The following is a 23,048-nucleotide window of genomic DNA, read 5'->3' as shown; positions in this document are numbered from 1 at the left end:
CTGAAGGGCACGGTGATCGAGGATTTCACCACCACCCCGATCGGGCAGGACCAGTCGGGCAACGACGTGTATCTGAAGGACATCTGGCCGACCAATCAGGAAGTCGCCGAGACGGTGCAGGGCGCGGTCGACCGCGACATGTTCGAGGCGCGCTACGCCCATGTCTATAAGGGCGACGAGCATTGGCAGAAGATTTCGGTCGAGGGGTCGGACACCTATCAGTGGCGCGCCGGCTCGACCTATGTCGCGAACCCGCCGTACTTCGAGGGCATGTCGATGACCCCGGCGCCGGTGTCGGATATCGTGAATGCCAAGCCGCTCGCGATCCTCGGCGACAGCATCACGACCGACCACATCAGCCCCGCCGGCAGCATCAAGGCGGACTCGCCGGCCGGAAAATGGCTTATGGAACATCAGGTTAGCAAGGCCGACTTCAACAGCTACGGCGCCCGCCGCGGCCACCACGATGTCATGATGCGCGGCACCTTCGCCAACATCCGCATCAAAAACGAAATGGTCCCCGGCATCGAAGGCGGCATGTCGCGCTACGGTTCGGAGGTCATGCCGATCTACGACGCCGCGATGCGCCACAAGGCCGACGGCACGCCACTGGTGGTCATCGCCGGCAAGGAATATGGCACCGGCTCGTCGCGCGACTGGGCGGCGAAGGGCACCAATTTGCTCGGCGTCCGCGCGGTGATCGTCGAGAGCTTCGAGCGTATCCACCGCTCGAACCTCGTCGGCATGGGCGTGCTGCCGCTGCAGTTCCTCGACGGCCAGAGCCGCGAGACGCTGGGCCTGACCGGCGACGACCAGTTCACCATTACCGGCGTCGCGGATCTGAAGCCGCGCCAGACGGTCACCGTGAACGTCACCCGCGCCGACGGTTCGACCTTCAGCTTCGACACGCTCTGCCGCATCGATACGGCAAACGAGGTCGAATATTATATGAACGGCGGCATCCTGCATTACGTGCTGCGCAAGCTCGCGGCTTGATGCTAAACGAGGGCGATGAGCGGACTTCTTCTCTTCGCCCTCGGCTTCCTTTGCGGCGCCGGCCTTGTGCTGGCGCTGCGGCGTGACGGCGGTCGCCCCCGCGATCTGACAGGCCCACCGCCGCCGACATCGTCGGGGGCTCGCCGAAGCGAAGAACGCCGTCGAGGCGATCGAACGGACGGTGCGCTAGGTGCAACCGCCCTGCTTCCACAAAAGGGAGATGCGATGGACGCGTTCCAGATCCTGATCGAGGTCATCGGATGGACCGCCGCCGCGATCATCCTTGCCGCCTATGTCCTGCTGTCGCTCGGGAGGCTAGAGGGGCGCAGCTATCTCTATCAGTGGATGAATGTCGTCGGCGCCGGCGGTTTCGTCGTCAATTCGGGTTACAACGGCGCGCTGCCCTCCGCCGTGCTCAACGTCGTGTGGGGCGGAATGGGGATTTTCACCTTGTGGAGCGTGTGGCGTGCGCGGCAGGCCGCCCGCGCCATCGTCGGTTAGCGAACCGCAGCCTCGGCATTCCATGCCGCTACCTTCGCACGCGTATCCGCGAGCATCTTGTCGAGCGCCACGCGGTCCTGGACCGTCCCGCGCATCACCACCGTGTCAATCGCGCGCGTCGCGGCGATATCCTGAAGCGGATTCTTCGACAGCAGCACCAGATCGGCGGCCATACCGGGCTTGATCGCCCCATAGCGATCGAGCCAGCCGAACCATGCCGGACCCGCGCGCGTCGCCGAAGCGAGTGCCTGCGCCGGGGTCAGCCCCTTTTCAGTGAAAAGCTCGATCTCGTCGTGCAGTCCGAAGCCCGGGTAGTTGAAGCTGTTGAGGAAACCGGCATCGGTCCCCGCGATGATCGGCACCCCCGCCTCGGCAAGCATTGGCAGGATCGTCGCCACATCCTCGATCTGCTTGTGCCGCGCCGCAATCGCCGCAGCATCGGCCTTTGCCGCGCGCTCGATACGCCATTCATAGGTCTTGCGCAGCTTCGGGCCGATGTAGGCGAGGCCTGTATCCTTCGAATGATCGTCGCGGTCGAGGAAGGAGATGATCCGGCTGCCGTTGAGCGTCGGGGTCACCGACACGCCTTTGGCAGCGAAGCGGCGATAGGCCGCCATCGCGGTATCGCGGTCGAACCCGGCGTCGAGTCGGCGGTTCGCCTCGGCGCGGTCGATGCGCTTTGCCGCGAAATCCGCCGCGATCGCCGCCTCGCCCTTCGCGCCGGCGTTATAGGCATAATCGAGATGCTCGATCGAGCTGATCCCGGCATCGACCGCCTGTTCGGTCGTCAGCGCCATCGGGATATGCCCCGAGGTCTTGAGTCCGAGCGCTTTCGCCCGCCCCAGTGCATAGAGGAACAGTTCAGGTTTCAACGTGCTGTCGGTGATCTTGACGAAATCGACCTTGTCGCGCGTCTTGAGACGGGTAAGCGCCGCGTCGACATCGGCCTCGCTGCCGACCTCGATCGTCCCTTTCCACACCGGCGCAATGCCCTCGATCTTGGCGCCGGAGCTTAGCAGGCGCGGGCCGAACAGGCTACCGCCCGCAATCTCGCCGCGCCAGGCAAGCACCTGTTCGGGCAGGTCGCCCGAACAGTCGCGAATCGTCGTGATACCGTTGGCTACATAGAGCGGCAGCAGCGCCTTATTCTCTTCGATCAGGTCCGGGCCGCCGCCGAAGTGGACATGCATGTCCCACAGGCCTGGAATGAGGTAGCGCCCCTGACCCTCGACCGTCCTTTCAGCCCGCCAGTCCTTCGCGATCGCGGCATCGGCGCCGACCGCGACGATGTCGTCATCTTTCAGCACCACCGCCTGTCCCGCGACTGTCCGCGCCGCCTCGACATCGACGATCGTCACGTGTCGGATGATGACATCGCCCTGCTTCGACGCCGCGAACGCAGGCGAGGCGAAGACGATCATCGACGATGCGAGGACGGTGAACAGATATTTCATGGGCGACCTTTCCAGACTGGAAAGTGCCTTAGCGCCGCGAGGGCGGCCGCAGCAAGGGGAGGATGGTGGGCGCTGACGGGCTCGAACCGCCGACCCTCTCGGTGTAAACGAGATGCTCTACCAACTGAGCTAAGCGCCCCCTTTGGGGAAGCGCGCCCCTGCCACATGCCGCCGCCGCTGGCAAGCCGCCGCTATTCTTCAAGCGCATCGAAATAACGCGCGAGCGCGTCGCACGCGCCCTCGGCCAGCGCGATGAAAATGCGCCGGCCATCGTGCGGGTCAGCTTCGCGCAGGAAAAGCCCGGCGTCGGTCATCGTCTTGATCCAGCGCAGCGCCGTCGTCGCGGGGACCGCGGCGGCGATACACAGGCTCGATACCGACACCGGCTGGCGCTCGAGCCGCGCCGCATACAGGTCGAGCAACATGTCCCAGGCCGGGTCGGCGAACAGGTCGGCAGGGAAATATTGCTCGCGCATCCGCCGCTGGCGCAGCATCCGCCGTATCTGCTTGGCGCGTTGCCGGTCGAGCACGCGCTCTTCGGGCACGAAGCTGCGCGGCATTGCAGCGTAATCGCGTGACGGAGCGCGGACCTGATCCGGATGATCGGTTGGACCTTCATTCCATGGGGCGAAGCCTGTCGGCGTGCCCGAAAGCCCGCCCCGCTGCCCCGCAATATCGCCAAGAAGACGCGAGATGCGCGCGACTTCTTCCTGTAACCGGTCGATCCGCTCCATCGCGTCGTCGCGCGCGATATCGTGGACCGCCCCATGCCGGATACGCCGCGCCGCCGCGAGAGCGACAAGCTTGTCGGCCGGATCGGCATCGACGAGCAACTGGGCTCGAAGCGATGCAGGAAGAGCGGCGGCAATCCGGTCGAGCGCCAACAGCGAGGTTTCGCAAATCAGGCTGCAGCCCCGTTCGTCCAGCGCGGTGCATATATCAGCCAGCACTTGGCCTTCCACCGCGTCCGCCGCGGACAACCAGACAATGTCGAGCGTAGCCATCTGCCGGATACAACCCGCTGCATGCGATGGAGGGAGTATCCTCGCCAAGCGTATATCAGGGAGGAAAGCCATGTCGGGCAAATCCGTCCGCTGCCCGACGAGCAGAAGCGGCGATGCGACGCTCTCGGGAATATATCTGCCGATCGTGTCGGGAGGCCCCATATCTCCCGCACCGAAACCGCCCGGCGGCAAGGTCGGCACATCGATCCCGATTTCATAGTCCTTCATGATTGGCGTCCCCATTCATCGCTCCACCCTGGCGTAACTATGTCGTCACTTTGGCGGTATTCACCTTTTGTTCGCTCCTGTTTGCCGCCAATCCGGACCCAAGCGCCTTACCCTGCATGAGTCGCATTACGTCGACTGCAACTCGAATGGTCCATTTTGGACATGATTTGTTCTCATCGTCAATATTTTATTCGGACTTGCCAATCCGGCGATGCCGGGACAGTCGAAGATCATGGTTCGCGGCATGTCCCCTCTTGCCCGTTTGCGCTGGCGGCGGCGCTTTCGCTCGCTCGCCGCATTGGCGCTGCTAGCCGGGTTCGCCTTTACGGCTTGGGTCTGGTTACCAGCGCCCGTCACGACGGTGCCGCTCGTCCACGTCATCGACGGCGACAGCCTGACGGTGCGGCATGAGGATGCTACGCTGACGATCCGTCTGACCGGTATCGATGCGGTCGAATATCGGCAGGATTGCGCGCGCACCGACGCAAGTCGTTGGCCGTGCGGCCGCGAAGCCCGCACGATGCTGGAAAAGCTCGCGGACCGCGGGCCGCTCCATTGCGAGGTCGCGGCGAAGGATCGCTATGAACGCACCCTCGCCGCATGCCGCACCCGCCCGTTTCCCGACGGACTTGATCTGGGCGCCGAGATGGTCCGCCTAGGCGGCGCGATCGCGACCACCGACGCCTATATGGTCGAAGAAGCCGAAGCGCAGGCGAAGCGGCGCGGCATCTGGCAGGGCGACTTCGTGCGCCCCGCCGACTGGCGCGCGACGCACGAGCGGACGAGCGCTGCCTTGGCGCCGCCCGACGGATAGCGAAACGCACCCGCTATGCCTCGCCGCCGTTTCGGGCTAGGGCAATCCTCATGAACAGCCTGTTTCCCGTCATGATCGGCGGCGCGATCGGCGCCGGCGCCCGCCATCTCGTCGGGCAGGCGATGCTCGCGCGGATTGGTCCCGGCTTTCCTTGGTGGACGCTGTCGATCAATGTCGCCGGCAGCCTGTTGATGGGTCTGCTGATCGGCGCGCTTGCGCGCAGCAGCGACGGCGGCGAAACCGCGCGCCTCTTCATCGGTGTCGGGGTCCTCGGCGGCTTCACTACTTTCTCTTCTTTCAGCATGGAATTCTGGATGCTTTTCGAACGCGGTCAAAACGCGCAAGCGGCTGCCTATGTCCTCGCGTCGGTGATCGGCGCGATCGTGGCCTGCGGGCTCGGCCTCTTCATCGTGCGGCAGGTGCCGGCATGAGCGAGCCCAAGACCAATCTCGACGGAGCCACCATCGCCGAGGAAGACGACGGCATCCGCCTCGACCGCTGGTTCAAGCGTCACCGCGGGGGCACGCCGCACGCGCTCCTCGCGCGCTGGGCGCGATCGGGACAACTGACGCTCGACGGCAAAAAGGCCGACGTGTCGGATCGCATCGCGACCGGGCAGAAGCTTGTCATGCCGACCCCGCCGGTCGAGACCGAAGCGCGCCCGGCGCGCAAGGGGCGCGCGCTGACCGAGGCCGACATCGAACTCGCGACGGGGATGGTGATCCACCGCGACGCGAGCGCGATCGTCCTTAACAAGCTGCCCGGCCTCGCGACGCAGGGCGGTACCAAGACCGAACAGCATGTCGACGGGCTGCTCGACGCGCTGAAATATGACGCGCCGGTGCGCCCGAAGCTCGTCCACCGGCTCGACAAGGACACCTCGGGCGCGCTGCTGATCGCGCGCACCCCGCGCGCGGCGGCCTATTTCGCCAAGAGTTTCTCGAACCGCAGCGCGCGCAAGACCTATTGGGCGCTGATCGTCGGCGTGCCCGACATCCAGCAGGGCGAGATCGACCTGCCACTGGCGAAACAGCCCGGATCGGGCGGCGAGAAGATGCACGTTCACGACAGCGGCCTCGCATCGAAGACCCGTTACCGCGTAATCGAGCGCGCGGGGAACAGCGCCGCTTGGGTCGAACTCCAGCCGCTGACCGGCCGCACCCACCAACTGCGCGTCCACATGGCGGCGATCGGCCATCCGATCGTCGGCGACGGCAAATACGGCGGCAAGGGCGCATTTCTGACCGGATCGATCAGCCGCAAGATGCACCTGCACAGCCGCCGCCTGCGCATCGACCATCCCGACGGCGGCGCGATCGACGTGCATGCCGAAGTGCCCGAGCATTTCGCCGCCAGCCTCGACGCGCTGGGCTTCGATCCGCTGCTCGGCGAAGTCGGGACTGATGATGTCGCCAAAGGTCCGCCGCCCAAATCGGCGCTGAAGGCGCAGGCCAAGGCTCACAGCAAGCAGATTCGCAAGGCGCGCCGCGGCGAGCGGCGCGGTCGTACCGCCGATAGCAAGCCGACCGACTTTGTCGGCAAGCTAAAACCGAAAGCCAAGGCGAAATCCGGCAAGCCGGCTCACGGGAAACCGGCCGGCAAGAAGCCGAGCGCCAGGAAACATCCGGCGCACCCACCCAAAGCGATCTGATGCACCCCAACTCCGCCTTTCGTCCGCGGGAGGACGATCTCGCCGAATTGCTGGTGCGCGAAATTGGCTTTGCCGCGATCTTTGCGGGCACGCCCGACGGACCGCGCGTCGCGCACGCACCGGTGGTGCTGAGCGACGACCGGACGGCACTGCAATTCCACCTCGCGCGCGGCAACGCGCTGACGCGCCATCTGGGCGGTGCGACCACGCTCGCCGTGGTGCAGGGGCCCGACGCCTATGTCAGCGCGAGCTGGTATGCCGACGCCGACCAGGTGCCGACGTGGAATTATGTCGCGATCGAAATGGAGGGCTTGGCGCGGAAGCTTGACGACGCGGCGCTGATCGCGCTGCTCGACACACTGTCGGCGCAGCATGAAGCGCGCGTTGCCGCCAATCCGCCATGGACGCGCGACAAGATGAACCCGGCGCTGTTCAGCAAGATGACGGGCGCCATTGTCGGCTTTGAAATACGCATCACCGCTTGGCGCCCGACCTTCAAACTGTCGCAGAACAAGCCCACGGAAGAACGCGAACGCGTGATCAAGGGCGTCGAGGCCACCGGCCATGGCGCGCTCGGGCAGTTGATGCGCCACCTCGGCAGCGATAGGGAGAGCACATGACCCACGCCGACGACGCTCTCGCCAAAAAACGCTTCTTCGCGATCTCTGCGATGCGCCTGATGGGCGCCATTTTTGTTTTGATCGGCTTCGTGCTGATCCGCGGCGGATGGGAACTCGCGGGGCAGCCGACCGATCGCTGGATCGGGGTTGCGATCGTGCTCGTCGGCGCGTTCGATTTCGCAGTCATGCCGCGGCTGCTCGCGCGCCGCTGGCGGTCGCCCAAAGAGCTGTGAAACGTTTCTGGACAGAGGTTGCCGTCGTCGAAGAAGATGGCGGTCGGGGCATCGCTCTCGACGGACGGCCTGTCCGTACGCCGCAGCGCGCGCCGCTGGCGGTCGCAAGCCGCGCGCTTGCCGAAGCGATTGCCGAAGAATGGCGCGAACAGGGCGAAACGATCGATCCCGCGCGCATGCCGATGACGGGGCTTGCCAACGCCGCGATCGACCTCGCCACACCCGACCTCGCCGCCTTTGCCGCGCCGATAGCCACTTACGCAAAAAGCGATCTTTTCTGTTACCGCGACGCACGCGATGTGGCCCTGCAGGCCGAACAAGCCGCCGCGTGGAACCCGCTGCTTGCGTGGGCCGAGGCGCGCCACGGTATCGAGTTCATTCTGACGCAGGGCGTTCTGCCCGTCGATCAGCCCGAAGCGACCGTCGCGGCGCTGCAAGCGGCGGTGTTTGCGCAGGATTCGTGGCGGATCGCTGCGCTGACGCCACTCGTCACGATTGGCGGATCGCTCGTCGCCGGCCTCGCGCTGGTCGAGCACGCGTTCGAATCCGACGCGCTGTGGGAGGCGGTCAGCCTTGACGAGCTTTATCAGGAACGCCGCTGGGGCGCCGACGGCGAAGCGCAGAAGGCGCGCGCGGCGAACAAGCGCGACTGGGACAATGCCGCGGGGTTTTTGAGTTTGCTTTAGTCCACGAAGTCCGGCTTCCGCTTCTCCATATGCGCCATCACTGCCTCGATCTGGTTCGGCGTGCGGATCACCTTCACCTGCTCGTCGCTTTCGGCCTGCAGGATTTCGGCGTCGCTCGCGTAACCGAGCATGTTGCAGAGCCGCTTGGCGCCGCGGATCGCGTGCGGATTCTTGTCGGCGATCACCTCAGCCAGTTCCATCGCCTTCGCCAGCGGATCGTCGGAGACGTGCGTCGCGAAACCGAGCAGTTTCGCCTCCGATCCGTTGAATTCACGGTTGGTGTAGATCATCTCGCGCAGCACATCATCAGCGACCTGCGTGCGCCACAGCGCCATGCCCGCCACATCGGGAACAAGTCCCCAGCGCATTTCCATGATCGCGATGCGCGTGTCGGGGTGAACGATGCGGATGTCGGCCGCGGCCATGATCTGGCTGCCCGCGCCAAACGCGATTCCGTGCACCGCAGCGATCACCGGCACCGGCAGTTCGCGCCAGCCCCACGCGGCATATTGCGCGTTGTTCGCGATGCCTTTGGTGCGCGCGGCAAGGCTGCCGCCCGCGCTGCTCGCGCCCGGATCGCGATTGTTTCCAAGGCTGGAAAGGTCGAGCCCGGCGCAAAAGGCGCGGCCTTCGCCCGACAGGACGACAACGCGAAGGCCAGCCATCGCTTTCAACCGATCGACTGCCTCGGCAAGCGCCTCCCACATCGCCGCATCAAGTGCGTTCATCTTTTCGGCACGGATCAGCCGGACGTCGGCGATTCCGCCTTCGCGCATGGTGATCGAAATACGGTCTTTCATGGGAGATTCCTCTTGAGGGCGGCTTCGACGAGCGGAAGCTGGTCGTTACCGAAATACATGTCTTCGCGATCAACGAAGATCGTCGGCGAGCCATAGCCGCCGCGTGTGATGACTTCATCGGTATTCGCGCGCAACCGCGCCTTCACCGCATCATTCCCCGCCGCGGCGGCGAGCGCTGCACCATCGAGCGCCTCCGCATCGGCAACGGCCGCGAGCACTGCGGGGTCGTCGAGATTTTCTTGCCGGTCGAAGTAACTCGCAAAGGCACCGCGCGCGAAGCGGACGAGCGCCGCCTGATCCTCCTCGAGCGCGCAGCAGAAACGCATCGCGGCGATGCTTTTCGCCGGGTGCCACTCCGACGGGAAGTTCATCGGCACGCCCGCAAGCCGCGCCCAGTCCTTGAGTGTTTTCCAGCTATGCTGGAGCCGCCGGTTGTCGGCCTGCTCGCGCGCGGCATAGACCGCGGGATTGACCGCGTTGAACACTCCACCGACGAGAATCGGGCGGTACACAGCCGTCACACCTGCCCGATCAAGCACATCCGGCAGATTGTGAAACGCAAGACGGGTCCATGGCGAGGACAGGTCGAAGAAAAATTCGACGCGCGCTGTCATCGCGTCAAACCTCCGCCTTCGCCTTTTCCCAATATTGGTCGCGGAGCAGGCGCTTGTAGAGTTTGCCGGTATCGTGGCGCGGCAGCGCTTCCATGAAATCGATGCGGCGCGGGACCTTCACCCCCGACAGCTTCTCGCGCGCATAAGCGATCAGTTCGTCGCGAAGCGCATCGCCCGCTTCGGCCATGTTCGCAGGCTGAACCACCGCAATCACCTCTTCGCCGAAATCCTCGTGCGGGCCGCCGACGACCGCGACATCGGCCACGGCGGGATGGGTGACGAGGTGATTTTCGATTTCCTGCGGATAGACGTTCACGCCGCCAGTGATGATCATGAAGCTCTTGCGGTCGGTAAGGTAGAGGAAGCCGTCTGCGTCGACCTTGCCGACATCGCCTAGCGTCGACCAGCCCTTCGAGTTGCGACTCGATGCCGTCTTCTCATTATCACCATGGTATTCAAAGACATTCTCGCTTTCGAAGAAGACGCAGCCTTCCTCGCCGGTGCCGAGCTCGGTCTCGTTGTCCTCGCCCATGATGTGCACGACGCCCAGGATCGGGCGACCGACGGTACCCTTGTGGGTCAGCCAGTCCTGACTCGACACGAAGGTCATGCCATTGCCTTCGGACCCCGCATAATATTCGAAGAGTACCGGGCCCCACCAGTCAATCATCGCCTGCTTGACCGGGACCGGGCACGGCGCCGCTGCATGGATCGCGACCTTCAGCGACGAGGTATCGTAGCGCGCGCGGACGTCGCCCGGCAGCTTGAGCATGCGTACAAAATGCGTCGGGACCCACTGGCTGGCGTTCACGCGATATGTTTCGATATGCGCCAGCGCCGCCTCGGGATCGAATTTCTTCATCAGTACGACCGTGCCGCCGAGACGGTGGATCGTCATCGACCAGCGCAGCGGTGCGGCGTGATAAAGCGGCGCGGGCGACAGATAGATGCTGTCCGCATTGATCTGGAACACCGCCGAGGCGAGCATGACCAGACTGTTGACCGCATCGATCGCAGGATCTTCAGGCAGCGGTACGCGTACGCCTTTCGGCCGACCGGTCGTTCCCGATGAATAAAGCATATCGACCCCCGCGCGCTCGTCCGCGACAGGGGTCGCGGGCATCGCCGCAACGGCGTCCTCCCAGTTTGCGTAACCCGGAATAGCTCCACCCATCGCGAAGCGCGCGATGTCCGTCGCAAGCTGCTGTGCGGCGGCAGCGAGGCTCGCCGACACGACGAGAATCTTCGCGCCCGAATTTTCGAGGATATAGTCGGTCTCGTCCTGCGTCAGCCGCGACGAGATGCAGACGTATCGCAGCCCCGCGCGCTGCGCACCCCACGTCAGCCCGTAATAATGCGGCGTGTTGTCGAGCATGAAGGCGACGACATCCTCATGGCCGAGCCCGTGCGCGCGAAACAGCTGCGCCGCGCGATTGGAGGCGGCGTCGAGTTCGCCATAGCTGATCTGCTCTCCCGTCTCGGCGACGATGATCGCGGGTTTGTCGGGATTGCTACGCGCGTGGACTGAGGGGTGCATCGGGCATCATCTCCGGAATCGTTGCTTTCTTTATGTCGAAGATGAGTAGCAACCTGAAACTTTTGGTCAAGCAGGCCGGGGCCGGTGACAGGATCCCGATCAAGGCGCGGCAAATTCGGAGCAGGACCAGGACCAACGCAAAGCCTTCCCATCCTAATCCGGACGCGAGCGCAGTGCATAGCCCACACCCTTCACCGTCCGCAGCATGGGCCAGGCGAAACCGCGATCGACCTTGGCGCGCAGCCGCGACATATGCACCTCGACGCGGTTGGTCCCGGGATCGAAGTCGATCCGCCACACCGCCCTCAGCAACGCGTCGCGCGACACGGGGCTGTCGGGGACGCGGGCAAGATTGGCGAGCAGGTCGAATTCGCGAAGGGGCAGGCGGATCATCCGCCCCGCACGCTCGACGCGCCGGTCGATCAGGTCGATCCGGAGTTCCCCGTCGCCCAGCTGGCCGGCGGCGATCCGGCTTCGGCGCAGCAGGCCGGCGACGCGCGCAGCCACTTCGGGCAGATTGTCGGTCCAGCCGACGGCGTCATCGGCGCCGGCGCCGAGCGCCGCCATCCGGTCGTCAAGCGAATCCCGGTCCGATACGACAATCACTGGTCGCCGTCCGGCAATCGATCGCGCCAGCCGGACGCATTCGAACGGCTCCTGCCAGTCGAGGAACGGATTGACCAGCAACAGGTCAAAGCATGACTCCACCCAGTCTCGCAGGCCGTTCGCCTGCGGCGGCAACATCTGTACCCGGCAACCGGCGGCTTCGATCGTGGCGCGCAGCATTTCCGCTCGCCCGCCCAGCGGATGATAAACAGCGACAAGCAATTTTCTGTCGCCCGTCTCGGCAATCGGCGATGATGCCATCCTGAGCCCCCGTCGTCGTCGCAACATCATGTCGCGCCGCCGCCCCACCGGCATTGCACCGCCTTTTGGCTGTGCTAACGGATAGCCATGACCAGTATCGAAATGCTTGACGGCGACTTCGCCACCCTGCCCGACCTTGTCCGTGCTCACGCCGCAGAACGTCCCGATGCCGTAGCGGCTGCCGATCCATTCCGGCGGCTGAGCTGGTCCGAACTGGATCAATTGACCGACCGAATCGCCGCACGCTTGCAGCAGGACGGGTTCAGGAAGGGCGACCGCACCGCGATTGCCGGCCTCAACAGCGTCGAGCAGATGGCGGTAATCCTCGGTACGCTGCGCGCAGGCGGAGTCGCCGGGCTCGTCACCAACAGCGCGACCGGCGAGCAGATGGCGGCGATGATCGCTGATACAGCAGCCCGCCACCTGTTCCTCGACAGCGCCGCAAAGGCTAGCCTTGAGGGGCATGTCATCACCGCAGGCGACCTGATCGCGATGGACGGCAGCGATGCCGGCGCGCCGCTCGACACCTGGCTCGCACTTGCAGGCGCCAGGCCGGCACCAGTCGAAATCCTGCCCGAAGACGGTTTCAACATCATCTATTCGTCGGGCACCACCGGCACACCGAAAGGCATCATCCACAGCCACGCGATGCGCTGGCAGCACATCATCCGCGGCGCTCCGGCCTACGGTCCCGCAGCGGTGACGATCCTGTCGACCCCGCTCTATTCGAACACGACGATGGCGAGTTTCATGCCGACGGTCGGATCGGGCGGACAGGTCGTGTTGATGAGGAAATTCGATGCGCGAGGTTTCCTCGAACTCGCGGCGCGCGAACGCGCGACAAACACGATGCTGGTGCCGGTGCAGTATCGCCGGATTATGGCGCTAGAGGATTTCGGAATCTTCGATCTTTCCAGCTTCGTCGTGAAATATTGCACCTCGGCGCCCTTTCCCGCCGCGCTCAAGGCCGACGTTCTGACACGCTGGCCCGGCGGGCTGGTCGAAATATACGGCCTGACCGAAGGCGGCGCGGCATTCATCCTCGAGGCGCATCAGTTTCCCGACAAATTGCATACCGTCGGCAAACCCGCGCCGGGTCATGTCGCCAAGGTGATCGACGAGGACGGCAACGAACTGCCGCAGGGCTCGGTCGGCGAAGTCGTCGGCCGGTCGCCCGCGATGATGACGGGGTACAACAACCGCCCCGACGCGACCAAGGCAATGCACTGGTACGACTCCGATGGAAATCTCTTCTATCGCCACGGCGATATCGGCCGGATCGACGAGGACGGGTTCCTGACGCTGATGGACCGCGCGAAGGACATGATTATTTCGGGCGGGTTCAATATATACCCGAGCGATCTCGAAGGCATATTGCTGGGCGACGAGCGCGTCGTCGAGGCGGCGGTCGTCGGGATGCCGAGCGAGGAATGGGGCGAAACGCCGGTGGCTTTCGTCGTGCTCAAACCGGGAGCCGACGCCGAAAGCGTACGCGCAGACTGCAATGCCAAGGTCGGCAAGACGCAGCGGCTGAGCGGGATTACCGTGGTCGACGAACTGCCGCGCAGCCCGATCGGCAAGGTTCTGAAACGCGAACTGCGCGATGCCTATGCGGAGAAGTCGGCTGCCTGAATGGCGGCCAGCGCATTTTGCAGCCGCGCGTCGCCTTCACCTTCGACCCAAGCCCATTTGAGCTTGCGGCGCTCGAGTTCGCCGATCGCGACCTCCATGAATTGCGCCCGCGCGAGTTCGCTGCCGAACAGGCGCGTGCCATCCTCCTGCCAAGGCAGATCCATCGCCGGGACGAGGTAGAGATCGGCAACCTCGTCCCACAGATCGATTTCGGGCAGGCGGCGACCAAGCAACATGATCGCCCAAGCCTGCGTCATCAGCGCGTCGGTATCCGATACGAGCCATTCGGGCCGCTGGCCGAGCGCTTCTCGGGTTGCCGCGCGATGCCCGTCGAAAATCGCGAGCAAGTCGACATCGTCGAGGCTGGTACCATTCGCTTCGGCGTAAGTGCGGCCATATTCGGGTACAATGAGTCCGCCGAGCCGCAACGCCAATCGCGGCGCCAGCGTCGACTTGCCGGTGCTTTCGGCGCCGTGGAGGCAGATATGCCGTGTCATACCGCCGCATTGTCCGTCGTCGCCGCGCGCCGCCACTGGATCAACCCGTCGATCGACAGACCGAGCAGCACAACATAGACCGCGCTGGTCGCATAAAGGCCGCGCGACGCGAACAGCGGGATCGCAATCAGGTCGACCATGATCCAGAGGAACCAGCTTTCGACCCGGCGGCGGGCAAGCAGCCATTGCGCGGTGATGCTGAGCATCGCGATCGCGCCGTCGATCCACGGCGCCACCGCGTCGGTGTGGCGGTCCATCGCGAAGCTCCAGCATGCCCAGGCGACGATCGTCGCCAGCGCCCAGCTCCGGCGCGCGCTATCGGTCATCCAGCGTACCGGAATGCCACTGTCATCGCGCGCGCGCATCCACGCAGCCCAACCATAGAGATTGAGCGCGAAGAAAAAGCCCTGGAGCAGCATGTCGCTGTACAGCTTCGCTTCGAAGAAAACGAAAGCATAGAGCGTGACGGCGACGAGCGCGAAAGGATAATTCCACACGCTGCGCAGTGCGACGAGCGCGACATTGATGAGCACAAATGCCGCCGCCGCCCATTCAAGGTAGCTCATGCCACGAACTCATGCCGTGGGCGCGTCCACAACCCGTCGCGGCTGATCCGCCGCTGCGGCGGCCGGCGCAACACCGACCAACCCGCCCGCGCGACCCAGCCTAGTTTGGCGCCAAGCGAACTTGATGCGCGGTGGTCCCACGCATGATCGCCGCGCGCGCGCACCTCCCGTGCGATATCACCGTAAATACCTGCCGCGGCGAGCACCGCCCAGCGGCTGCGCGGGGGGAGCTTGCGCGCGCCCCATCGTGCCGATGCCTCATATTCCTCGGCCATTTCGGACAGCCATTTCGCCATTACTGACAGGCGTCCGCGAAAGGCGGGATGCATGTGCTGGCCCGGAGGGATATCGAGTTCGACCATCCATTCGACGGGCAGGTAGCAGCGATCGGCGGCGGCATCCTCGGCGACGTCGCGCGCGATATTGGCGAGCTGGAACGCTATGCCGAGGTCCGACGCACGGTCGAGCGTCGTCCCGTCGGCAGGATCAATGCCCATCACCAGCGCCATCGCCACCCCGACGGCGCCCGCAACATGATAGGAGTAGCGCAGCAGATCGTCTTCGCTGCGCGGGCGCCAGTCCTTCGCATCGAGTTCGAAGCCCGTGATGATATCGTCGATCACCCAACGCGGAATCGCGATCTCGGTGAGCAGGAAGCCGAGCGCATCGAATGCCATGTCACCCGTCGGTTCGCCAGCGAACGCCCTCTCGGTCTGCGTGCGGATATAGGCAACAGCACCAACGGCATCATGGTCCGGCTTCATCGCGCCGCCATGGTCCTGCCCGTCGGTGAGATCATCGGCGGCGCGGCACCAGGCGTAGAGCAGCCATACGCGCTCGCGCGTTTCGCGATCGAAGAGCTGGCTGGCCAGTGCGAAGCTTTTCGATCCGCGCGCGATGCTGTCGTGCGCGAAACCGTGGAGGGCATGTGCATCATAGGCCCCCTCTTCGGTCATCAGAGATTTTCGGCCTTCATCGCGAAGATCGTCTGGTGCGGGACATACGCCGCCATCTTGTCGAGCAGGTCGTCAAGCCCCGCATCGACGATCATGATCCCGGCATGCGCGGGGCGGATGAAGCCGACCTCGATCATGTTACGGTTGAAGGCGATGAGGTCGTTATAGAAGCCCGCAGCGTTGAGCAGCCCAACGGGTTTGGCATGATAGCCGAGCTGCGCCCAGCTGATCGCCTCCCACAGTTCGTCCATCGTGCCGACGCCGCCCGGGATGGTAAGGAAGCCGTCCGAAAGGTCGGTGAACATCTTCTTGCGCTCGTGCATGCCGGAAACGACGTGCAATTCGGTGCAGCCACGGTGCGCGACCTCAGCGCCGACGAGCGCATCGGGGATGATGCCGATGACTTCGCCTCCGGCTTCGAGTGCGCTGTCGGCAACCGCGCCCATCAGCCCCAATCGGCCACCGCCATAGACGACGCCGATGCTGCGCTCGGCCAGCGTGCGGCCGACATGCCGGGCGGTTTCGATATAGATCGGATCTTCGGGAGTCGCGGACCCGCAATAGACGGCAAGGCGTTTCATATATCTTCCAACATCAGATTGGCGGTCGCCCTGGCGCTGCCGACGACCCCCGGAATACCTGCGCCCGGATGCGTCCCCGCGCCGACGAAGTAAAGGTTGGAAATCACATCGTCGCGATTGTGCGCACGGAACCATGCGCTTTGCCAGAGCACCGGCTCGAGGCTGAACGCGCTGCCGAGATGCGCCGACAGGTCGCGGCCGAAATCGGCCGGCGTATAATGGAAATGCGTCACGAGATTGGCGCGGAGGCCCGGAAGCACCCGCCGCTCGACCTCGTCGAGGATCGCGTCCGCGAACCACTCGCCGAACGCCCCGTCCCAGTCGGCCTTTGCCTTCCCCAGATGCGCGACGGGAGCGAGCGCGTAGAAGGTCGAATGCCCCGGCGGCGCCATGCCCGGATCGGTGACGCTGGGATGATGGAGATAGAGCGAGAAATCGTCAGGAACGACGCCGCCGTAGATATCGTCGAGCAGTCCCTTGTAGCGTGGGCCGAACAGGATGCTGTGGTGCGCGATGTCGGGATAGCTGCCCTTCACCCCGAAATGAACGACGAAGAGCGACGGCGACCAGCGTTTGCGCGCAAGCGACCTGGCAGTTTTGGCGCCGCGCGGATGGTCGGCGAGCAGATTCTTATAGCTGTGCATCAGGTCGCCATTGCACGCGACCATCCCGGCGTCGGCGTGCCATCCGCTCGCGGTCGTGACGCCTGTCGCCCGCTCGCCCTTCGTCGTGATCTTCACCACCCGGTCGCCAAGGCGCAGCGTACCGCCCAACCGCTCGAACAGCTGTACCATGCCGCGGACCAGCGCATTCGTCCCGCCACGCGCGAACCAGACGCCGCCATCCTTCTCGATCGTATGAATGAGCGCATAGATCGCGCTCGTCGTCATCGGATTGCCGCCGACGAGCAGCGTGTGGAACGACAGCGCCTGCCGCAGCCGCTCGTCCTGCACATAGGAGGAAACGACCCCGTAGACGCTGCGCCACGCCCGATATTTCATCAGAGCCGGGGCGGCCCTGACCATCGAGGCAAAGTCGAGAAAGGCAACCGCACCGAGCTTGACATATCCCTGCTCGTAAACACCCTTCGAATAGGTCAGGAAGCGGTCGTAACCGTCGACGTCGGCAGGATGAAGCTTCGCGATTTCGGCGCGGAGGGCAGCCTCGTCGTTCGAATAGTCGAAGGTCGTGCCATCGGGCCAGTTCAGGCGGTAGAAGGGCATGACCGGGATGAGATCGACGTCGGCCGCCATATCCTGCCCGGTCAGGTCCCACAGGTCTTGCAGGCAAGGCGGGTCGGTGATGACGGTCGGCCCGGCGTCGAAAGTGAAGCCGTCCCTGACCCAATGATACGCCCGCCCGCCGGGCTTGTCGCGCGCCTCGACGATGGTGGTCGCCACGCCCGCCGATTGCAGCCGGATCGCGAGCGCGAGCCCGCCGAATCCTGCACCGATAACGATTGCGCGGCAGCTCATTTCCAGTCGCGTTTCGCCAGTGCCCCGATCGCGCGTCCGACGGGAACGGGTGGCTTGCCAGACAGGATGCGCAGCTTGTCTGCCGTTGTCGAGCAGCCGGCATAAAAGCGCGCGATCAGCCAAGGCGACAGGCGATAGAATCGTTCGAAGACCCGATATCGCTCGTCCGGCTCGGCGGCGCGGAAAAGCATCGCGCCGAGCATGCGGTAGAAACGCTGGCGCCGCCACGACGCCGCGGCGCGGTCGCGGAGGATCGAGGGGAGGTCGGCATGGTCGACGATCGCGGGCAGCGCTGACGCGGTACGCACCGCGTCAGGCAGCGAATAGCCGGTCGTCGCATGAAACATCCCCGCGCGCGCGCCGATCCGTGCGGTGCGGTCGGATGCCGGCCACAGCCGGTCGAAGTCGCCCGCGATCACCACTTGCAGAACACCGCTTTCTTCACGCGTCGTCGCGGCGACGTCCCAGCCCCGCGCCGCCGCATAGGTCGCGATCCGCTCGCGGACAGCGGCTGCGTCGAGGTCGGGCCCGTCGCTGTAATAAGTGTCCTCGACGAACAGGGTCTCGGCATCGAACGGCAGCAGATAGACGAAACGATAGCCATCCACCTGCTCGACCGTCGCATCCATGACGACCGGATGTTCGACGCCATGGCCGCCCTTCACCGTGAGCGCCTGCCCGACGAATTTTTGCCAACCGCAATCGAGCGTCGGAAATTTGGTGGCGCCGCGGGCGTCGATGACATGCCTTGCCGACAGGCGTCCGCCGCGCGACAGCAACAGATGGTCAGGCGCGACATGCTTGGCCTTGTCGGCGATAATATGGCCTGCGGGCAGCGCCGCCATCACGGCATCGGCGAGCGCTTCGCCGGTGATGCTTTTGTACCCCATGCGCAGCCGGCGCTCGTGCGAGGGGAAGCGGACATCGTAGCGCGTCCAGTGATGCCGGACGAGCGGCGCGACGAGCCAGCGGTCCGTCTTTGCGATGTCGCTGTCGAAAAAGGACCAGACGTGATTGCCGCCGATCGGCCCGGGCTCGATCAGCCGCACATCGAGATCGGGCCGCCTCGCCACAAGCGCGAGCACCGCGAGCCCGCCGGCCAGCCCGCCGCCGACGATCGCAATATCGCATTTATCGTTACTCTGCCCCACCATTCGCCTGCCTTAGCTACGCAAACGCGCGGGCGCAAAGCCATTGCAACGCGGTGCGGAGCGACTAGCCTTGCGCGATGACCGGCTGGCCGATCCTTTTTTCCGCGCTTGCGATGACCGCGATCGTCGGAGTTCGCTACCTGATCACCAGTGGCGCCTTCGCCTTTGCAACCCGGCTGACGCATCCCGGCCTCTACCGCGGCCTCGAACCCCAGATGCGGCGCGAGATCGGCTGGAGCCTCATTTCAGCCGCGATTTACGGCGTTCCGGCAGGCATCGTCGCGTGGGGATGGCAGGCGCACGGCTGGACGCGCATCTACACCGACCTCGGCGCCTTTCCGCTCTGGTATCTGCCCGTCAGCCTCTTCGCCTATCTGCTGGTCCACGACACATGGTTTTACTGGACCCACCGCTGGATGCACCGGCCACGATTGTTCCGTCTCGCGCACGGCGTCCACCACGAAAGCCGCCCCCCGACCGCGTGGGCGGCGATGAGTTTCCATCCGGTCGAGGCGATCACCGGCGCGATCGTCATTCCGGCGCTCGTCTTTCTGATTCCGATTCATGTCGCCGTTCTGGGGCTGGTTCTGGCAATCATGACAATCATGGGCGTCGGCAATCATATGGGGTGGGAGATGTTTCCAGGTGCGCTCGTGCATGGACCCGCGGGGCGATGGCTGATAACCGCAACGCATCACGAGCGGCATCACGCCGCTTACCGGGGGAATTATGGGCTTTATTTCCGCTTCTGGGACAAGGCATGCGGCACGGATATCGGGCTTGGCGACTTTGCTGCTGCTCACCACCGCCGCGAGCGCGCCGCCGCCGACGGTTGAAGTCAGCATCACCGGACTGCGCAGCGCGAAGGGGCAGGTGCTGGTGTGCCTCACGACCAACCCAAAGGCATTTCCCGACTGCAGCAAGGACACGGCCTCGGTCCGCATGGCGGTAAAGGTCGCTGATGCGGGCGATTTCGCGGTCCATACTCCCGCCGCCGGGACCTATGCGATCGCTGTCGTCCACGACGAGAACAGCAACAACAAGATGGACGTCGCGATCTTCCTGCCCAAGGAAGGCTTCGGTTTTTCGCGCAATCCGACGATCACCGTCGGCCCGCCAAGCTTCAAATCGGCGAGCTTCGCGGTCGAGCAGGATCTGCGCCAGACGATCAAGATGAAATATATGCTCTAGTGAGGTCGCGGACGGGCGGCTAAAGCAGCGCGCGTGACCGCGACCTCCTCCCGCATCGCCGCTTTCGCCGACCGCTGGCCAAAGCTTCTTGCCCTGTCGCTCGGCGCCGTTTCGGCGACCGGCTTTGCTCCGCTCCATCTCTGGCCGCTGACCTTACTCACGCTCGCGGGCTGGATGGCGCTAGTCGCGCGCAGCCCGCGCGGCTGGCGCGCTTTCGGCCTCGGCTGGGCGTTCGGCGTCGGCCATTTCGTCATCGGCCTCAACTGGATCGCGACCGCCTTCACCTATCAGGCGGCAATGCCCGCGTGGCTGGGGTGGATCGCGGTCGTGCTGCTGGCGCTTTATCTGGCCGTTTATCCCGCGCTCGCAGCATGGGGCGCTTGGGCAGTGAGCAAATTCGTCCCTGCAAAGGTCGCGCCGGACGTCACGCACCCGGCACATCTGGCAGCAGGGGCGACAGCGTCCTTCGTACTCGCCTTTGCCGCGCTATGGATCTTGACCGAATGGCTCCGCAGCTGGGTGTTCACCGGCTTTGCGTGGAATCCGCTGGGCGCATTTCTCGTAACCGTCTCATTGACGGGACCGGCAACCCTGATCGGCACTTACGGGTTGTCAGGGCTGGCCATGTTGTGGATCGGCTGGGGCCTGCTGCTCTGGCCCAAGTGGTCGGTGCTGTTCCGCAGCAGCCTTCGCGACAGCACATATCTTTCGGCATTCATCATGGGACCCGTGGCTTTTTTCGGCTTCCCCGTTCTCCTTATGTGGGTGGGCAATCTGGGGAGCGCCGAATTCGTCGGTCTACCGTCGACAAATATTCCCATCACCGTCGTCCAGCCCAATGTCGGGCAGGAGGACAAGTGGGAAGGCAGCAAGGCCGATGTCAATTTCGCCAAGCTCGCGAGGTTGACGACGCCGAAGAACGACAAGCCGCGGCTGATCCTGTGGCCCGAAGCGGCGGTACCCGATTATCTCGAAACCGGCTATCCGCTCCCCTATTACGACCGCTCGCCTGCCGAAGCGCGGGGGCGGCTGACCGCTTTGATGAACCCCGACGATGTCATGCTGCTCGGCGCGCTGAAGCTCGAACTCGACAAGAGCGGCGATGTCGTCGGCGCACGCAATGCGGTGATGGCCGTCCATGCCGACGGCACGCTCGGCCCGCGCTATGACAAGTCGCACCTCGTTCCTTATGGCGAATATCTGCCGATGCGGCCGATCCTGTCGGCGATCGGGCTGTCACGGCTGGCGCCCGGCGACATCGATTTCTGGCCCGGCCCCGGCCCGCATACGCTCGACCTCGGCGCTTTCGGCCGCGCGGGTTTGCAGATCTGCTACGAAATCATCTTCTCGGGGCAGGTCGTCGACCGGGCCCATCGCCCCGATTTCATCTTCAACCCGTCGAACGACGCGTGGTTCGGCAGTTGGGGCCCGCCGCAGCATCTGGCGCAGGCACGGCTGCGTGCGATCGAGGAAGGGCTGCCCGTCGTGCGCGCAACGCCGACGGGAATCAGCGCGGTGATCGACGCCGACGGCCGCATCGTCAAATCGCTGCCGATGCACGTCGCGGGCCGGATCGATACCGAGTTGCCGCGCGCGCACGCTCAGACGCTCTTCGCGCGCTTCGGTAACGTGTTGCCGGTCGGATTTGCGCTGCTGCTACTCGCGCTCGCCATTGCCAACCGCCGCCGCGGACGCTAACAGCACGCCGACATAAAGTTTCCTTTATATTAGATCTGCAGAAGGTTCTCCCATGCGCAACAGCTTCCTTTTCACCTCCGAAAGCGTGTCCGAGGGACACCCCGACAAGGTGTCGGACCAGATCAGCGACTCGATCGTCGATCTGTTTCTGTCGAAAGACCCCGAAGCGCGCGTCGCATGCGAAACGCTGACCACGACCCAGCTCGTCGTCCTCGCCGGGGAAATTCGCTGCAAGGGCGTGTTCGAGAACGACCAGTGGGCGCCCGGCGCGCTCGAGGAAATCGAAGCCACCGTCCGCAACACGGTTCGCGAGATCGGTTATGAACAGGACGGCTTCCACTGGCAGACCTTCCGTTTCGAGAACAACCTCCACGGCCAGTCCGCGCATATCGCGCAGGGCGTCGACGAAAGCGGCGACAAGGATGAAGGCGCCGGCGACCAGGGCATCATGTTCGGCTATGCGTCGGACGAGACCCCCGACCTGATGCCCGCGACGCTCGACTACAGCCACAAGATCCTCGAACGTATGGCCGCCGACCGTAAGGCGGGCACGGCTCCGTTCCTCGAGCCCGATACCAAGAGCCAGGTCACGTTGCGCTACGCCAACGAACGGCCGGTCGAGGCAACCGCGATCGTCGTTTCGACCCAGCATGCCCCAGGCTACTTCTTCCACAATGGCGAAGGCGACGAAGCCAAGTATATCGAGCTGCGCAAGTACGTCCTCGGCGTGATCGCCGACGTGCTGCCCGCCGAACTGCTGACCGCGAACACCGTCTATCACATCAACCCGACGGGCCGTTTCGAGATTGGCGGGCCCGACGGCGACGCCGGCCTGACCGGCCGCAAGATCATCGTCGACACCTATGGCGGCGCGAGCCCGCACGGCGGCGGCGCGTTCAGCGGCAAGGATCCGACCAAGGTCGACCGTTCGGCTGCCTATATCACGCGCTATCTCGCCAAGAATATCGTGGCCGCCGGCCTCGCGCGCCGTTGCACGATCCAGCTCTCCTATGCAATCGGCGTCGCCGAGCCGCTGTCGATCTATGTCGACCTGCACGGCACCGGCACCGTCGACGAAGGCAAGATCGAGGCGGTAATCCCGCAGCTCGTACGCCTGACGCCGAAGGGTATCCGCACCCACCTCGGGCTCAACAAGCCGATCTACAAGCAGACCGCAGCTTATGGTCATTTCGGCCGCACTTCGGAAGGCGACGCCTTCCCGTGGGAGCGCACCGACCTCGTCGAGAAGCTGAAGGCCGCACTCGCCGCCTGACGAACAGCGCGGGCGCGCCCGGC

At 64.6% G+C, this 23,048-nt stretch carries 24 protein-coding genes, 1 tRNA gene and 1 pseudogene; 13 read left to right on the top strand and 13 right to left on the bottom strand.

The annotated features are described in order from the left end of the window. Together VN047_RS19490 and VN047_RS19485 are read left to right on the top strand one after the other, a co-directional pair. Positions 1-996, top strand: a pseudogene (locus VN047_RS19490) (aconitate hydratase); the annotation flags it as partial. Between the two features lie 225 nt (positions 997-1,221). Continuing rightward, the gene (locus VN047_RS19485; protein WP_325545619.1) at positions 1,222-1,497 is read left to right on the top strand and encodes a CBU_0592 family membrane protein; all 276 of its coding nucleotides are present in this window, start codon (positions 1,222-1,224) and stop codon (positions 1,495-1,497) included. Here VN047_RS19485 and VN047_RS19480 read toward each other — a convergent pair. The 3 genes from VN047_RS19480 to VN047_RS19470 all read right to left on the bottom strand — a co-directional run bounded on the left by VN047_RS19480 (position 1,494) and on the right by VN047_RS19470 (position 4,198). Then, a complete protein-coding gene (locus tag VN047_RS19480) occupies positions 1,494-2,951 on the bottom strand; it encodes an amidohydrolase family protein (RefSeq protein WP_325545617.1) in 1,458 nt (485 codons plus the stop codon). The genes VN047_RS19485 and VN047_RS19480 overlap by 4 nt on opposite strands. Positions 2,952-3,014: 63 nt before the next feature. Then, positions 3,015-3,090, bottom strand: a tRNA-Val gene (locus VN047_RS19475). Positions 3,091-3,142: 52 nt separating this feature from the next. Next, a complete protein-coding gene (locus VN047_RS19470) occupies positions 3,143-4,198 on the bottom strand; it encodes a MarR family winged helix-turn-helix transcriptional regulator (RefSeq protein WP_325545615.1) in 1,056 nt (351 codons plus the stop codon). A 229-nt stretch (positions 4,199-4,427) separates the two neighbouring features. Here VN047_RS19470 and VN047_RS19465 point away from each other — a divergent pair, with 229 nt between their 5' ends. Genes VN047_RS19465 through VN047_RS19440 form a run of 6 tightly spaced genes read left to right on the top strand, consistent with a single transcriptional unit; the run spans position 4,428 to position 8,187 of the window. Further along, entirely contained in the window at positions 4,428-4,997 is a 570-nt protein-coding gene (locus VN047_RS19465; protein WP_325545613.1) for a thermonuclease family protein, read from the top strand. Between the two features lie 50 nt (positions 4,998-5,047). After that, on the top strand, positions 5,048-5,428 hold the full coding sequence (crcB, locus tag VN047_RS19460; RefSeq protein WP_325545611.1) for a fluoride efflux transporter CrcB: 381 nt from the start codon (positions 5,048-5,050) through the stop codon (positions 5,426-5,428). Beyond that, positions 5,425-6,648, top strand: coding sequence for an RluA family pseudouridine synthase (locus VN047_RS19455; protein WP_325545609.1), 1,224 nt, complete (start codon positions 5,425-5,427; stop codon positions 6,646-6,648). The genes crcB and VN047_RS19455 overlap by 4 nt, the downstream gene beginning before the upstream one ends. Further along, positions 6,648-7,268, top strand: a complete 621-nt coding sequence (locus VN047_RS19450; RefSeq protein ID WP_325545607.1) for an FMN-binding negative transcriptional regulator — start codon at positions 6,648-6,650, stop codon at positions 7,266-7,268. Before VN047_RS19455 ends, VN047_RS19450 begins: the two co-directional genes overlap by 1 nt. Further along, on the top strand, positions 7,265-7,501 hold the full coding sequence (locus VN047_RS19445; RefSeq protein ID WP_325545606.1) for a hypothetical protein: 237 nt from the start codon (positions 7,265-7,267) through the stop codon (positions 7,499-7,501). The genes VN047_RS19450 and VN047_RS19445 overlap by 4 nt, the downstream gene beginning before the upstream one ends. After that, complete coding sequence (locus VN047_RS19440) at positions 7,498-8,187, top strand: ATP12 family chaperone protein (protein ID WP_325545603.1); 690 nt, start codon at positions 7,498-7,500, stop codon at positions 8,185-8,187. Before VN047_RS19445 ends, VN047_RS19440 begins: the two co-directional genes overlap by 4 nt. On the opposite strand, the gene VN047_RS19435 is transcribed toward VN047_RS19440, so the two are convergent. From VN047_RS19435 to VN047_RS19420, 4 genes are all read right to left on the bottom strand, one after another. After that, on the bottom strand, positions 8,184-8,987 hold the full coding sequence (locus tag VN047_RS19435; RefSeq protein WP_325545601.1) for a crotonase/enoyl-CoA hydratase family protein: 804 nt from the start codon (positions 8,985-8,987) through the stop codon (positions 8,184-8,186). The genes VN047_RS19440 and VN047_RS19435 overlap by 4 nt on opposite strands. Next, positions 8,984-9,601 carry a 2-hydroxychromene-2-carboxylate isomerase gene (locus VN047_RS19430; protein WP_325545599.1) on the bottom strand — a complete coding sequence of 206 codons (618 nt, stop codon included), beginning with the start codon at positions 9,599-9,601 and terminating at the stop codon, positions 8,984-8,986. The genes VN047_RS19435 and VN047_RS19430 overlap by 4 nt, the downstream gene beginning before the upstream one ends. Before the next feature lie 4 nt (positions 9,602-9,605). Continuing rightward, entirely contained in the window at positions 9,606-11,138 is a 1,533-nt protein-coding gene (locus tag VN047_RS19425) for an acyl-CoA synthetase (protein WP_325545597.1), read from the bottom strand. Positions 11,139-11,291: 153 nt separating this feature from the next. Further along, positions 11,292-12,005 carry a response regulator transcription factor gene (locus tag VN047_RS19420; protein WP_325545595.1) on the bottom strand — a complete coding sequence of 238 codons (714 nt, stop codon included), beginning with the start codon at positions 12,003-12,005 and terminating at the stop codon, positions 11,292-11,294. An 87-nt stretch (positions 12,006-12,092) separates the two neighbouring features. On the opposite strand from VN047_RS19420, the gene VN047_RS19415 reads away from it, so the two are divergent. Continuing rightward, on the top strand, positions 12,093-13,637 hold the full coding sequence (locus tag VN047_RS19415; protein ID WP_325545593.1) for a class I adenylate-forming enzyme family protein: 1,545 nt from the start codon (positions 12,093-12,095) through the stop codon (positions 13,635-13,637). On the opposite strand, the gene VN047_RS19410 is transcribed toward VN047_RS19415, so the two are convergent. Genes VN047_RS19410 through crtY form a run of 6 tightly spaced genes read right to left on the bottom strand, consistent with a single transcriptional unit; the run spans position 13,613 to position 18,866 of the window. After that, the gene (locus VN047_RS19410; protein ID WP_325545591.1) at positions 13,613-14,134 is read right to left on the bottom strand and encodes an AAA family ATPase; all 522 of its coding nucleotides are present in this window, start codon (positions 14,132-14,134) and stop codon (positions 13,613-13,615) included. The genes VN047_RS19415 and VN047_RS19410 overlap by 25 nt on opposite strands. Beyond that, positions 14,131-14,700 carry a nicotinamide riboside transporter PnuC gene (gene pnuC, locus VN047_RS19405; RefSeq protein ID WP_325545589.1) on the bottom strand — a complete coding sequence of 190 codons (570 nt, stop codon included), beginning with the start codon at positions 14,698-14,700 and terminating at the stop codon, positions 14,131-14,133. Before pnuC ends, VN047_RS19410 begins: the two co-directional genes overlap by 4 nt. Beyond that, complete coding sequence (locus tag VN047_RS19400; RefSeq protein WP_325545587.1) at positions 14,697-15,656, bottom strand: phytoene/squalene synthase family protein; 960 nt, start codon at positions 15,654-15,656, stop codon at positions 14,697-14,699. Before VN047_RS19400 ends, pnuC begins: the two co-directional genes overlap by 4 nt. Beyond that, entirely contained in the window at positions 15,656-16,237 is a 582-nt protein-coding gene (locus tag VN047_RS19395; RefSeq protein ID WP_325545586.1) for a TIGR00730 family Rossman fold protein, read from the bottom strand. The genes VN047_RS19400 and VN047_RS19395 overlap by 1 nt, the downstream gene beginning before the upstream one ends. Continuing rightward, on the bottom strand, positions 16,234-17,712 hold the full coding sequence (locus VN047_RS19390; RefSeq protein WP_325545584.1) for a phytoene desaturase: 1,479 nt from the start codon (positions 17,710-17,712) through the stop codon (positions 16,234-16,236). The genes VN047_RS19395 and VN047_RS19390 overlap by 4 nt, the downstream gene beginning before the upstream one ends. After that, a complete protein-coding gene (crtY, locus tag VN047_RS19385) occupies positions 17,709-18,866 on the bottom strand; it encodes a lycopene beta-cyclase CrtY (RefSeq protein WP_325545582.1) in 1,158 nt (385 codons plus the stop codon). The genes VN047_RS19390 and crtY overlap by 4 nt, the downstream gene beginning before the upstream one ends. Positions 18,867-18,940: 74 nt before the next feature. On the opposite strand from crtY, the gene VN047_RS19380 reads away from it, so the two are divergent. The 4 genes from VN047_RS19380 to metK are packed head-to-tail and all read left to right on the top strand — an operon-like array spanning position 18,941 to position 23,025. Beyond that, the gene (locus VN047_RS19380; RefSeq protein ID WP_325545580.1) at positions 18,941-19,699 is read left to right on the top strand and encodes a sterol desaturase family protein; all 759 of its coding nucleotides are present in this window, start codon (positions 18,941-18,943) and stop codon (positions 19,697-19,699) included. Further along, complete coding sequence (locus tag VN047_RS19375; RefSeq protein WP_325545578.1) at positions 19,644-20,054, top strand: DUF2141 domain-containing protein; 411 nt, start codon at positions 19,644-19,646, stop codon at positions 20,052-20,054. Before VN047_RS19380 ends, VN047_RS19375 begins: the two co-directional genes overlap by 56 nt. Positions 20,055-20,087: 33 nt before the next feature. After that, the gene (lnt, locus tag VN047_RS19370; protein WP_325545576.1) at positions 20,088-21,752 is read left to right on the top strand and encodes an apolipoprotein N-acyltransferase; all 1,665 of its coding nucleotides are present in this window, start codon (positions 20,088-20,090) and stop codon (positions 21,750-21,752) included. A gap of 52 nt (positions 21,753-21,804) precedes the next feature. After that, a complete protein-coding gene (metK, locus tag VN047_RS19365; RefSeq protein ID WP_325545575.1) occupies positions 21,805-23,025 on the top strand; it encodes a methionine adenosyltransferase in 1,221 nt (406 codons plus the stop codon). Positions 23,026-23,048: the final 23 nt, after the last annotated feature.

Source organism: Sphingopyxis sp. (assembly GCF_035565275.1).
Classification (GTDB): Bacteria; Pseudomonadota; Alphaproteobacteria; order Sphingomonadales; family Sphingomonadaceae; genus Sphingopyxis.
This window is presented reverse-complemented; position numbering and strand designations above follow the sequence as displayed.